Here is a 12389-nt window from a genome sequence, read left to right on the forward strand (position 1 = left end):
ATTTGAACCGCCGACTTTACACAGCGGGTTACCATCACCCATGAGAAAAACCTTCCAGCTTCAGGTCGAGGGCAAGCACCCCGACCGTCTCCTCGAAGCCGTCAAGCACGAGATCCGCAAGTACATCAAGCGCGAGCGCCGCCGCGACCTGCCCGAAGGCGCCGACTTCTGGGACTTCGACTGCCGGTTCGGCAGCGCCCAGGAATCCGCCGAAACCATCCACCTCACGGCCATCACCGGCCTCATCGACGGTGTGGTGAAAGAGGGCGGCAAGCAGTTCTACATCGAGATCCTGGCCAAGCCCGGCAAGCGCCAGCCGCGGCCCGCGGGTGCGCCCGGCCACGCCGAGAACGACGACGAGGAATAAGCCCCGTCAGATCAGCGCCTGCGCCAGCCGCAGGCCATGCCGCTGCTCCACTTCCTGCAGCGAGCGCGCAATCGACGGGTGCAGCCGCACCCCGTTCGCCGATTGCCCTTCCCGACGCTTCAACCCGCCTTCACCCGGCAGCCGCACAGGCCTGGCCGGGTCGATGGGCGCGTTGTCGCGGCATTTCTCGGCCACGTGGTCCATCTGGCGCAGGAAGGCGTCCTTGCCGCCGAAGGCGTGCAGGTCGTTCAGCGTGAGGTGCACCGTCGCGCCCCAGCCTTCGGGCGGGTCGGCGCGGCCGTGGCCCGCGAGGCCGGCCGTGAGCGTCTCGACCAGCAGCGCCATGCCGTAGCCCTTGTGGCCGTGGCTCAGGCCGCCCACGGGCAGCAGCGTGCCGGGCGGCTGGTCGAACAGCACCTGCGGGTTGTTCGACGGTTTACCGGACGCGTCGATGAGCCATTCCTCGGCGAAAGTCTCACCGGCCGCGCGCTTGCGGTTGCTCATGCCGTTGGTGGTGATCGAGGCCGAGATGTCGACCATCACGCCGCCCTGCGAGAGCGGAAAGCCCATCGCCAGCGGATTCGGCGTGAACACCGCCTGCGTGCCGCCGAAGGGCGCGACGCTGGCCGTGTTGGGGTCGGAGCAGGCCAGCAGCATGAGCATGTCTTCCTGCAGCGCGCGCAGCATGTAGACCGCGAGGCAGGCGATGTGGTGGCTGCGGCGAATCACGAGCGAGGCCGTGCCCAGTTCGCGCGCACGCGGCACCAGCAGGTCCATGCCCTGGTCCATGAGCCAGGGGCCGGGCAGGCGCTTGCCGTCCCAGAGCACGGCGGCAGGGCGGTCGGACAGCACCTCGGGCGCGCCGTCGCGCGTCATGCCACCTGATTCGATTTCTTTCACATAGCCGGCCAGCAGCGCAAGGCCGTGCGTGTCGTGGCCCAGCAGGTCGCCTTCGACCAGCGTGCGCGCCACGCTGTCGGCCATCGAGGCCGCGAGCCCCGCTTTCTGCAGCAGGGCGCTGGCGTAGTCGCGCAGCGCGTCGGCGCGGTACAGCGGGGCGGCGTCGGTCATTTCAGGATTTCCAGCACGCGGTCGAGCCCGCCTTCGTTGATCGCCACCATGGCCTGCTCGCGCACCTTCGGCTTGGCGTGATAGGCCACCGACAGCCCGGCTTCGCCCATCATCGGCAGGTCGTTCGCGCCATCGCCCACGGCGATGGTTTCCTGCGGCGAGATGCCCATGAGCGAGGCCACTTCGAGCAGCGTGCGGCGCTTTTCGGCGCCGTCGCAGATGTCGCCCCAGCTTTGCGTCACGACCTGGCCGGTGAGCTGGCCGTCGGCTTCGTCGAGCAGGTTGGAGCGGGCGAAGTCGATGCCCAGGCGGTCCTTCACGCGGTTGGCGAAGAAGGTGAAGCCGCCCGACACCAGCAGCACCTTGAGGCCCGCCTTCTTGCAGGCCGCCACCAGTTCGGTCGCGCCCGGGTTGAGCTTCAGGCGCTCGTCGTACACCTGCTGCAGCGCAGCCACCGGCACGCCTTGCAGCAGCGCCACGCGGCGGCGCAGGCTTTCCTTGAAGTCCTTGATCTCGCCGCGCATCGTGGCTTCGGTGATCGCGGCCACCTCGGCCTTCTTGCCGACCGCATCGGCGATCTCGTCGATGCATTCGATGTTGATCAGCGTCGAGTCCATGTCGAACGCGATCAGCTTGAAGTCGGCGAGCTGCAGCGGCGACTTCACGCGCTGGAGGACGAGGCCGGGGGAGATTTCTGTCGTAGCGCTCATGCGGGGGCGGTTTCCTTGACGAGGGGTTGTCCGAGGCTGCGCAGCACGTCGCGCACCATCTGGGCGCGGTCCTTCGGCTCCTTGAGTTCGCGCTCGATGCGCAGCTTCTCGTTGCCGGCGAGCTTGATGTGCTTGTTCTTCTGGATCAGCTGGATGATGGCCATGCCGTCCACCGGCGCGTCCTTGCGGAAGGTGATGTTGATGATGCCCGGCGCCGCATCGACCTTGACCACGCCGTAGGGCCGCGCGAGCACGCGCAGGCGGTGCGTGTCGATCAGCGTCTGGGCCTGCGGCGGCAGCTTGCCGAAGCGGTCGACGATTTCCTCCAGCAGCGTGTCGATCTGGTCGGGGTTCTTCGCGGTGGCCAGCTTCTTGTAGAACGACAGCCGCAGGTGCACGTCGCCGCAGTAGTCGTCGGGCAGGAGGGCGGGGGCGTGCAGGTTGATCTCGGTCGTGACCGACAGCGGCGAGAGCAGGTCGGGCTCCTGCCCGGCCTTCAGCGAGCGCACGGCTTCGCTGAGCATCTCGTTGTAGAGCTGGAAGCCGATCTCCATCATGTTGCCGCTCTGGTTCTCGCCGAGCACCTCGCCGGTGCCGCGAATCTCCAGGTCGTGCATCGCCAGGTAGAAGCCCGAGCCCAGCTCTTCCATCTGCTGGATGGCCTCGAGCCGCTGCGAGGCCTGCTTGGTCAGGCCCTCGGTGTCGGGCACCATGAGGTAGGCATAGGCTTGGTGGTGGCTCCGGCCGACGCGGCCGCGCAGCTGGTGCAGCTGTGCCAGGCCGAACTTGTCGGCGCGGCTCATCACGATGGTGTTGGCGGTTGGCACGTCGATGCCGGTCTCGATGATGGTCGAGCACAGCAGCATGTTGTAGCGCTGGGCCACGAAGTCGCGCATCACGCGCTCCAGCTCGCGCTCGGGCATCTGGCCGTGCGCCACGGCGATGCGGGCCTCGGGCAGTATTTCTTCCAACTTCTGGCGCCGGTTCTCGATGGTCTCGACCTCGTTGTGCAGGAAGTAGACCTGCCCGCCGCGCTTGAGCTCGCGCAGCACGGCTTCGCGGATCACGCCCGTGCCCTCGTTGCGCACGAAGGTCTTGATGGCCAGCCGGCGCTGCGGCGCGGTGGCGATCACGCTCAGGTCGCGCAGGCCTTCGAGCGCCATGCCCAGCGTGCGCGGAATCGGCGTGGCGGTGAGCGTGAGCACGTCGACCTCGGCGCGCATCGCCTTCATCGCCTCCTTGTGGCGCACGCCGAAGCGGTGCTCCTCGTCGATGATGAGCAGGCCCAGGTTCTTGAACTTGACCGACTGCGAAAGCAGCTTGTGCGTGCCCACCACGATGTCGACCTGGCCTTCGGCCAGGCCCTTGGCGGCGGCCGTGATTTCCTTGGCGGAGCGGAAGCGGCTCATCTCGGCCACCTTCACCGGCCACTTGGCAAAGCGGTCGACCAGTGTCTGGTAGTGCTGCTCGGCCAGCAGCGTGGTCGGCGCCAGGAAGGCCACCTGCTTGCCGCCGGTGACGGCGATGAAGGCGGCGCGCAGCGCGACCTCGGTCTTGCCGAAGCCCACGTCGCCGCACACGAGGCGGTCCATCGGCTGGGGCGAGATCATGTCCTGCACCACGGCGTGGATGGCGGCCTTCTGGTCGGCGGTTTCCTGGAAGCCGAAGTCGTTGGCGAACACCTCGTAGTCGGCCGGCGAATAGCGGAAGGCATGGCCTTCGCGCGCGGCGCGGCGGGCGTAGATGTTGAGCAGCTCGGCGGCCGAGTCGCGCACCTGCTCGGCGGCCTTGCGCTTGGCCTTTTCCCACTGGCCCGAGCCCAGCTTGTGCAGCGGCGCCTCGTCGGCGCTGACGCCGGTGTAGCGGCTGATCTGGTGCAGCTGGCTCACGGGCACGTAGAGCGTGGCTTTGTCGGCGTACTCCAGGTGCAGCATTTCCTGCAGCAGCGGCTTGCCGTCGGCGCCCGTGCCCTGGCCCAGGTCCATGTGGATCAGGCCGCGGTAGCGGCCGATGCCGTGCGCGGAGTGCACCACCGGATCGCCCACGTTGAGTTCGGACAGGTCCTTGATCAGCGCTTCGACGTCGCTGACCTGTTCCTGCTTCTTGTTGCGCCGGCGCGTGGTGGGCGCGGTGGCGAACAGCTCGGTCTCGGTGACGAAATCGATCGCCTGTTCGCGCCACGCGAAGCCCGAGGCCAGCGCGGCGGTGGCGATGCCGATCTTTTCGTCGCCCGAGGCCTCGAACTCGGCCAGCGAATCGAAGGCCGGCGGGTTCACGCCGCTGGCGCGCAGGAAGTCGAGCAGGCTCTCGCGGCGGCCATCGCTCTCGGCGATCAGCAGCACGCGATGCGGCGTGGCAGCGATGTGGGCCTTCAGGCCGACCAGCGGGTCTTCGGCGCCGCGCACGACGGCAAAGGGCGGCAGCTTGTCGAACTCGGCGTAGGGCGCGTCGGTGGCGATGTCGCCACGGATGGCGAGCTGCGCGTGCGGCTTGGCGCGCTGGTAGAACTGCTCGGCGTTGAGGAACAGCGCCTCGGGCGGCAGCGCGGGGCGCTCGGGGTCGCCCTGCACCAGGCGGTAGCGCTCGTTGGTGTCTTGCCAGAAGTGCTGAAACGCGGGTTCCAGGTCGCCGTGCAGCACGACGGTGGCGTCGGGGCCGAGGTAGTCGAACACCGTGGCCGTTTCGTCGAAGAACAGCGGCAGGTAGTACTCGATGCCGGCGGTGGCCACGCCGTTGCCCATGTCCTTGTAGATGCGGCTCTTGGTCGGATCGCCCTCGAGCAGTTCGCGCCAGCGGCTGCGAAAGCGCGCGCGGGCGTCGTCGTCCATCGGAAACTCGCGGCCCGGCAGCAGGCGCACCTCGGGCACGGGATACAGGCTGCGCTGGGTGTCGGGGTCGAAGGTGCGGATGGAGTCGATCTCGTCGTCGAACAGGTCGACGCGGAACGGCACCGGCGAGCCCATCGGGAACAGGTCGATCAGGCCGCCGCGCACCGCGTACTCGCCCGGGCTCACGACCTGCGTCACGTGGCTGTAGCCGGCCAGCGTGAGCTGCGCCTTGAGCTTGGACTCCTGCAGCTTCTGCTTGGCCTTGAACTGGAAGGTGTAGCCCGCCAGGAAGGCGGGCGGCGCCAGCCGGTACAGCGCGGTGGTGGCGGGCACCAGCACCACGTCGGCCTCTTTCTGGCTGATGCGCCACAGCGTGGCCAGGCGCTCGCTGATCAGGTCCTGGTGCGGCGAGAAGCTGTCGTAGGGCAGCGTTTCCCAGTCGGGGAAGAGGGCGCAGCGCAGCTCGGGCGCGAAGAAGGCGATTTCGTCGATGAGCCGCTGGGCGTCGTTCGCGTCGGCGGTGAACATCGCGGTGGCGCGACCCGCGGCCTTCTCGCGCATGCCGAGCTGGGCCAGCATCAGCGCATCGGCGGACAACGGGGGACGCGGCAGCGTGAAACGCTTGCCCGCCGGGAGAAGGGGGAGGTCCATGGAGCGGTTCGAAAAATGCACGACACCCCGCGCCGGACGGCGAGGGGTGTGCGAATGTCAATTCTAGAATGGCGGCCCCTTATCCGCTTGTCGGCCATCGGCCCGTGCCGCACCCTCCATGTCTTCTTCCCGTTTCTACGTGCTGATCCCCTGTGCCGGTTCCGGCCACCGCGCCGGCGGCGCGCAGCCCAAGCAGTACCGGCGCCTAGCGGGCCAGTCGATGGTGGCCCACACGGTGGACGCGTTTCGTGCGCTGGCCGGGCGTTTCGCGGGCGTGGCCGTGGTGGTGTCGCCCGACGACCGCGAGGTGCAGACGGCGCTGCCGCGCTTCCCGGTGACCGGCGAATACCTGCTGCGCGTGGGCGGCCTGACGCGCGCCGCCTCGGTGCGCAATGGCCTGGCGGCGCTGCGCCAGAAGGGCGCCGGGCCGCACGACTGGGTGCTGGTGCACGACGCGGCGCGCTGCCTGGTCACGTCCAGCCAGATCGAGGCGCTGATCGCCGCCTGCGAGCACGATGCCGTCGGCGGCCTGCTGGCGCAGCGGCTGGCCGACACGCTGAAGGTCTCGTCGACCGACAGCCGCTCGACCCAGACCCTGCCGCGCGCCGACAAGTGGCTGGCCCAGACGCCGCAGATGTTCCGCATCGGCATGCTGCTCGACGCGCTGGAGCGCGTGGGCGACGTGGTGACCGACGAGGCCAGCGCCATCGAGACCCTCGGCCTGGCGCCGCTGCTGGTGCCCGGCAGCGCGCAGAACTTCAAGGTCACCTTCCCCGAAGATTTCGCACTGGCCGAGGCGGTGCTGCTCGGCCGCAAGAAGGCCATGGCATGACGACGACACCGTTCAACATCCGCATCGGCGAAGGCTGGGACGTCCACCAGCTGGTGACGGGGCGCAAGCTCATCCTGGGCGGCATCGAGGTGCCGCACACCACCGGCCTGCTCGGGCATTCGGACGCCGACGTGCTGCTGCACGCCATCACCGACGCGCTGCTCGGCGGCGCTGGGCTGGGTGACATCGGCCGGCATTTCCCGGACACCGACGCCCAGTTCCGCGGTGCCGATTCGGCCGTGCTGCTGGCCGAGGCGGCGCGCCGCGTTCGGGCCGCCGGCTGGGAGATCAGCAACGTCGACAGCACCGTGATCGCGCAGGCGCCCAAGCTGGCGCCGCACATCCCGGCCATGTGCCAGCGCATCGCCGACACGCTGGGCATCGCGCTTGATCAGGTCAATGTGAAAGCCAAGACGGCCGAGAAGCTCGGCCCGGTGGGCGAGGGGCGGGCGATGGAAGCCCGCGCCGCGGTGCTGCTGCACCGCTGAGCCCGGGGTTCTTCCTCAGGCGACCTGCTTCTTGCCCGGCACCTCGCCGGGCTTGCTGCTGCCCGCCGGCATCGCGCGCGGCATCCGGATGTGGGCCGCGAGGCCCCGGCCCGGCGTGCTGGTGAGCGCGAAGGTGCCGCCCATGCGCTCGATGTTCTTCGCCACGATCGACAGCCCCAGGCCGGCGCCGGCCGCCGAGGTGCGTGCCGCGTCGCCGCGGAAGAAGGGCTTGGTCAGCTGCACGAGCAGGGCGGGCTCGACGCCCGCGCCGTGGTCGCGCACCTTGATCAGCACCGCGTCGTTGTTGGCCTGCGCCTGGATCGTGACGTCGGCCACGCCTGTCGACGGCGTCTTGCCGTAGCGCCGGGCGTTCTCGACCAGGTTGGAGATCACACGCGTGAGCTCCACCTCGTCGCCCATCACCTTCAGGTCGGCGGGCACGTCGACGTGGATGTTCATCTCTTCGTAGTCCTGCACGGCGTAGGTGCAGGCGTCGATCACGTCGCGCAGCAGCACGGGGCGCTGGTCGACGTGGTCGGGACGGGCGTAGTCGAGGAACTTGTCGATGATCGCGTCGAGCTGTGCGATGTCGGCGGCCATGTGGTCGCGCGCGTCTTCGTCGGCCACGCTCATCTCGGTCTCGAGCCGCAGCCGGGCCAGCGGCGTGCGCAGGTCGTGCGAGATGCCGGCCAGCATGATGGCGCGGTCCTGCTCGATCTTGGCGAGCTGGTCGGCCATGCGGTTGAAGCCGATGTTCACCGCGCGGATTTCGTTGGTGCGGGCGCGCTCGTCGAGCCGGTGCGCCTCGTACTCGCCCTCGCGCACCTGCAAGGTGGCGCGCGACAGCTGCTTGAGCGGCAGGTTGATGAGCCGCGTGATCAGCGCCGCGCCCGCGAGCGACAGCGCCATCGCCGTGCTGAGCCAGACCAGCCAGGTGCGCCCGCCCACGCGGCTGAAGCGCGTGGGGTCGAGCAGCAGCCAGTAGGTGTCGCTCTCGATGGTGAAGCCGATCCACAGGCCCGGCTCGTCGTTCACGCGGCTGGCGACGGTGGTGCCTTCGCCGAGTTGAGCGATCAGCTCTTCGGTGACGCGCTCGTCGAGCGCGCCGCTGGTGTAGGGCTGGAAGCGGTCGTTGGGCTCGCGCGGCAGGATGCGCACGCCTTCCTGGTCGGCCAGCGTCTTGATGAGCGAGACCCGCGTGATCGCGTCCGAGTACACCAGCGCCGCGCGCGTGAGGTTCACGAGCGAGGCGATCTGGTGTCCGGTCTGGATGGCGCGTGGCTCGTACTCGAGCGAGCGGAAGGTCTGCAGCCACGCGACCGTGCAGCCGATCAGCAGCAGTGCGAGCAGGAAGAAGGTGCGCCAGAAAAGGCTGAAACCCAGCTTGAGGCCGGGGCGGCGGTCACGCTGCGCGCTCGCTTCGAGCGGGCTCGGCATCGTGACCTGTGCCCCGTCCTCCTGGGCCGGGTCAGGTCGGGCGGAATGGAGGCCGATGGCCACCTCTCAGCGGATCGTCAGGCCGTGCCGTCCGGCACGAACACGTAGCCCACGCCCCAGACGGTCTGGATGTAGCGCGGCGCCGCGGCGTCGGACTCGACCAGCTTGCGCAGGCGCGAGATCTGCACGTCCAGGCTGCGGTCGAAGGGCTCGAATTCGCGCCCGCGTGCCAGCTGGGCCAGCTTTTCGCGCGACAGCGGCTGGCGCGGGTGGCGCACCAGCGCCTTCAGCATCGCGAACTCGCCGGTGGTCAGCGAGAGTTCTTCGCCGTCCTTCTTCAGGGTGCGCGATCCGAGGTCGAAGGCGAACGGGCCGAAGGTGACGGTCTCGTTCTCGGTGGAGGGGGCGCCGGGCGCCTCGAGCGGCGGACGGCGGCGCAGCACGGCGTGCACGCGGGCCAGCAGTTCGCGCGGGTTGAAGGGCTTGCCGAGGTAGTCGTCGGCGCCGACTTCGAGACCGACGATGCGGTCCACGTCCTCACCCTTGGCGGTGAGCATGATGATCGGCGTGCGGTCGTTGGCGGCACGCAGACGGCGGCACACGGAGAGGCCGTCTTCGCCGGGCATCATCAGGTCGAGCACGATCAGGTCGACCGTGTCGCGCAACAGGATGCGGTTGAGCGCCTTGCCGTCCTCGGCCACGATCACTTCGAATCCTTCCTGCGTCAGGTAGCGGCGCAGCAGGTCGCGGATGCGGGCGTCGTCGTCGACGATCACGATCTTGTCGGTGCGAGCGGGAACTTGAGTCATTTCTACAACGTTGAATTTGTAACAGCGCCGATTCTGAAGGCGTTAGGACCCCATTGCTGCCGAATTCCGTAGTGGTTGACACTAAGTTACATAACTTGCGGCCGCTCGCCGTCTGGTCATCCGGGCTTTGCCCGGCGGTGGCACAGTCCGTGCTGCCTTATGACGATTGCGCGATGAGACCTTCTTTTTCTGCCTTGCCTCTGCTTTTTTTCGCATGCGCCTGTGGTGCGACGTCCGTCGCTTCCGAAGGGTTTTTGCGGGTCAGTGAAGGGCGCCGCAGCGAAGTGCGCGATGCCGTGGCCGCGCACCGGGCGGCCCAGCGGGAAGAGCAGCGCCGCGGCGAAGCGCTGGCGGGGCGCCGTCTCACGGCGGGCGAACTCTTCGAGTTGAGGCAGCAGGTCCGGGGGCAGTGGGTGCCTGCGGGAACGGGTGTTCTTCTGAATTCGGCAGAATCACAGCCTGCCGAGCGCATCGTGCCGGTACCGCAGCCCGTCGCCAGTCCGCAAACCGCGCCGCGCAGCCTGCGCCACTGAAGAAGAAGGCGCGGGCGAGGGCTTTTCCTCGCATCCACCAGGGAGAAATCTGTCTTGAAGACTGTTCAATTGATCGCGGCCTGCGCCGCGCTGACCTTTGCCGGCGCCGCCTTGGCCCAGAATGCCGTCATGCCTGCTCCACAAAACGTGCTCCAGCTGTCGGCCTCCGGCACCGTCGAAGTTCAGCAAGACCTGCTGAGCATGACCCTTGTCACCACGCGCGACGCCGCCGAGGCGGGCACCGTGCAGACCCAGCTCAAGACGGCGCTCGATGCCGCGCTGGCCGAGGCCAAGAAGAACGCGCAGCCGGGCCAGCTCGACGTGCGCACCGGCAACTTCAGCCTTTCGCCGCGCTACACCAAGGACGGCAAGATCAACGGCTGGCAGGGTTCGACCGAACTCGTGCTCGAAGGCCGCGATTTCGCGCGCATCACCCAGACGGCCGGGCGCATCAGCACGCTCAGCGTGGGCAACGTCGGTTTCGGCCTGAGCCGCGAACAGCGCGCCAAGACCGAGACCGAGGCGCAGAACATCGCCATCGACAACTTCAAGCAGAAGGCAGGCGAGCTGGCCAAGGGCTTCGGCTTCGGCGGCTACACGCTGCGCGAGGTGTCGGTGAACGCGAACGACAGCGGCCCGATCCGCCCGCGCGTGATGGCCATGCAGGCCAAGTCGTTCTCGGCCGCCGATTCGGCCGTGCCGGTGGAAGCGGGCAAGACCAGCGTGGTCGTGAACGTCTCCGGCTCGGTGCAGCTCAAGTAAGAAGCGCACGGCGCCGGCGGGCCGATGCCGCCGGCGTCTTCCGTATCTCTCTATTTATTTACTGAGCCGTCCAGCCGCCATCCATGGCCCAGGCGACGCCCCGCACCTGATCGGCCGCGGGAGAGCTCAGGAAGACGGCCAGCCCGCCCAGTTGCTCGACCGTCGTGAACTGCAGCGAGGGCTGCTTTTCCCCCAGCAATTCGTTCTGCGCCTGGAGGGCCGAAATGCCTTCGCGGGCCGCGCGGTCGTCGATCTGCTTTTGCACCAGCGCCGTGAGCACCCAGCCCGGGCAGATCGCGTTGCAGGTGACGCCGGTGGTGGCGGTTTCGAGCGCCACCGACTTGGTCAGGCCGACGATGCCGTGCTTGGCCGCGACATAGGCCGACTTCTGCGCCGAGGCCACGAGCCCGTGCGCCGACGCCACGTTGATGATGCGGCCCCAGTTGGCCTCGCGCATCGCGGGGATCGCCAGACGCGTCGTGTGGAAGGCGCTCGTGAGGTTGATGGCGAGGATCGCGTCCCAACGTTCGGTCGGGAAGTCCTCGACCTTGGCGACGTGCTGGATGCCGGCGTTGTTGACGAGGATGTCGACACGGCCGAACTTCGACGCCGCGAACTTCATCATGTCCTCGATCTGGTCGGGCTTGCTCATGTCGGCCCCGTGGTACTCGGCACGCACGCCGAGCGCCTCGATCTGGGTCTTTGGGGTGTCGGCGTCGCCGAAGCCGTTGAGCACGATGTGTGCGCCCTGTTGGGCCAACGCCTTGGCGATGGCGAAGCCAATGCCACTGGTGGACCCCGTGACAAGCGCGGTTTTGCCTTTGAGCATGAAGATCAATCTCCGGATGAATTAGGATGCAACGAGACCATTATCCGCACCCGAACCCCTCCGTTTCCATGACAGAACCGACCCTTCACGACGTGGCCTGCAACGACGCCCAGGGCGGTCACCGCATGGCCTATTGGCAATGGGGCGACGCGCACAGCGCACATGTCGTGGTCTGCGTGCACGGGCTGACCCGGCAGGGGCGCGATTTCGACGTGCTCGCGCAAGCTATCGTGGCGCGCGCGGGCGGCGACGTGCGTGTGGTCTGTCCCGACGTGGTCGGGCGCGGCCGCAGCGACTGGCTGCGCGACCCTGCTTTCTATCAAGTGCCTGTGTACGCCGCCGACATGGTGGCGCTGATCGCGCAGTTGCACGGCGAGCATCCCATCGACACGCTCGACTACGTCGGCACCAGCATGGGCGGGCTGATCGGCTTCGTGCTGGCCGGCCACAAGGAGCTGCCGCTGCCACGGCCCATTCGCCGCTTCGTCGCGAACGATGTCGGCCCCACGGTCGAGCCCGCCGCCATCCAGCGCATCGGCGCTTATGTGGGCAAGAGTGGCCAGTTTCCGAGCGTGCAGGCCGCGGCCGACGCGATGTGGGCCCTGTCGACCACGTTCGGGCCGCACACGCCCGAGCAGTGGCGCGCGCTGTCGCAGCACATGGTGGTGCCGGCTTCTGAGCGCAGCGTCGACGGTGCCGCCAAGACCGCCAGTGCCGGCCCGGTGGGCGAGGGCGCCTGGGTGCTGCACTACGACCCGGCCATCGGCGTGCCGTTGCGGGCCATCACGCCCGAGATCGCGGCGCAGGGCGGGGCGGTGATGTGGAGCCTGTACGACGCCATCGAGGCGCGCGCGCTGCTCACGCGCGGCGCGGCGTCCGACCTGCTGTCGCCCGAAACGGCGGCCGCGATGACGCAGCGCGGGCCGCGTGCCACGCTCGTCGAGTTCGAGGGCGTGGGGCACGCGCCGACTTTCGTCGATCCCGCACAGGTCGCCGTCGTCACGAATTTCCTGTTCGATTGAGGGCATCGTGAAGCGAGAGTCTGCGAACCTTCAGACGGCACCCCTGTCCG

The 12389-nt window shown here is 68.4% G+C and carries 12 protein-coding genes; 6 read left to right on the forward strand and 6 right to left on the reverse strand.

Annotated features, from left to right (window positions below; translation table 11 throughout):
* Positions 1 to 40: 40 nt before the first annotated feature.
* Positions 41 to 367, forward strand: coding sequence for a DUF6172 family protein (locus ACAM42_RS16580; RefSeq protein WP_369632675.1), 327 nt, complete (start codon positions 41 to 43; stop codon positions 365 to 367).
* A 6-nt stretch (positions 368 to 373) separates the two neighbouring features.
* On the opposite strand, the gene ACAM42_RS16585 is transcribed toward ACAM42_RS16580, so the two are convergent.
* Genes ACAM42_RS16585 through mfd form a run of 3 tightly spaced genes read right to left on the reverse strand, consistent with a single transcriptional unit; the run spans position 374 to position 5627 of the window.
* The gene (locus tag ACAM42_RS16585; RefSeq protein WP_369632676.1) at positions 374 to 1438 is read right to left on the reverse strand and encodes an Ldh family oxidoreductase; all 1065 of its coding nucleotides are present in this window, start codon (positions 1436 to 1438) and stop codon (positions 374 to 376) included.
* Positions 1435 to 2148, reverse strand: coding sequence for a phosphoserine phosphatase SerB (gene serB / locus ACAM42_RS16590; protein ID WP_369632677.1), 714 nt, complete (start codon positions 2146 to 2148; stop codon positions 1435 to 1437). The genes ACAM42_RS16585 and serB overlap by 4 nt, the downstream gene beginning before the upstream one ends.
* Positions 2145 to 5627, reverse strand: coding sequence for a transcription-repair coupling factor (gene mfd, locus ACAM42_RS16595; protein ID WP_070060516.1), 3483 nt, complete (start codon positions 5625 to 5627; stop codon positions 2145 to 2147). Before mfd ends, serB begins: the two co-directional genes overlap by 4 nt.
* 118 nt (positions 5628 to 5745) lie before the next feature.
* On the opposite strand from mfd, the gene ispD reads away from it, so the two are divergent.
* Together ispD and ispF are read left to right on the forward strand one after the other, a co-directional pair.
* Complete coding sequence (gene ispD, locus ACAM42_RS16600; protein ID WP_062480715.1) at positions 5746 to 6459, forward strand: 2-C-methyl-D-erythritol 4-phosphate cytidylyltransferase; 714 nt, start codon at positions 5746 to 5748, stop codon at positions 6457 to 6459.
* A complete protein-coding gene (ispF, locus tag ACAM42_RS16605; RefSeq protein WP_369632678.1) occupies positions 6456 to 6947 on the forward strand; it encodes a 2-C-methyl-D-erythritol 2,4-cyclodiphosphate synthase in 492 nt (163 codons plus the stop codon). The genes ispD and ispF overlap by 4 nt, the downstream gene beginning before the upstream one ends.
* Before the next feature lie 15 nt (positions 6948 to 6962).
* Here the strand turns inward: ispF and ACAM42_RS16610 are convergent, their stop codons facing one another.
* On the reverse strand, positions 6963 to 8384 hold the full coding sequence (locus tag ACAM42_RS16610; RefSeq protein ID WP_062480711.1) for a sensor histidine kinase: 1422 nt from the start codon (positions 8382 to 8384) through the stop codon (positions 6963 to 6965).
* 77 nt (positions 8385 to 8461) lie between these two features.
* Positions 8462 to 9193 (reverse strand): two-component system response regulator OmpR, encoded by a 732-nt coding sequence (gene ompR / locus ACAM42_RS16615; RefSeq protein WP_007837017.1) that lies wholly within the window; start codon positions 9191 to 9193, stop codon positions 8462 to 8464.
* 95 nt (positions 9194 to 9288) lie between these two features.
* On the opposite strand from ompR, the gene ACAM42_RS16620 reads away from it, so the two are divergent.
* A complete protein-coding gene (locus tag ACAM42_RS16620) occupies positions 9289 to 9726 on the forward strand; it encodes a hypothetical protein (protein ID WP_223301309.1) in 438 nt (145 codons plus the stop codon).
* 54 nt (positions 9727 to 9780) lie between these two features.
* Positions 9781 to 10488 carry an SIMPL domain-containing protein gene (locus ACAM42_RS16625; RefSeq protein ID WP_062480709.1) on the forward strand — a complete coding sequence of 236 codons (708 nt, stop codon included), beginning with the start codon at positions 9781 to 9783 and terminating at the stop codon, positions 10486 to 10488.
* Between the two features lie 58 nt (positions 10489 to 10546).
* On the opposite strand, the gene ACAM42_RS16630 is transcribed toward ACAM42_RS16625, so the two are convergent.
* Entirely contained in the window at positions 10547 to 11317 is a 771-nt protein-coding gene (locus ACAM42_RS16630) for a 3-hydroxybutyrate dehydrogenase (RefSeq protein ID WP_369632679.1), read from the reverse strand.
* Between the two features lie 68 nt (positions 11318 to 11385).
* Between ACAM42_RS16630 and ACAM42_RS16635 the strand changes: the two genes are divergently transcribed.
* Positions 11386 to 12339: an alpha/beta fold hydrolase gene (locus ACAM42_RS16635; protein WP_369632680.1), complete on the forward strand. Its 954-nt coding sequence runs from the start codon at positions 11386 to 11388 to the stop codon at positions 12337 to 12339.
* Positions 12340 to 12389: the final 50 nt, after the last annotated feature.

The sequence above is a fragment of the Variovorax sp. V35 genome (assembly GCF_041154465.1).
Classification (GTDB): Bacteria; Pseudomonadota; Gammaproteobacteria; order Burkholderiales; family Burkholderiaceae_C; genus Variovorax; species Variovorax boronicumulans.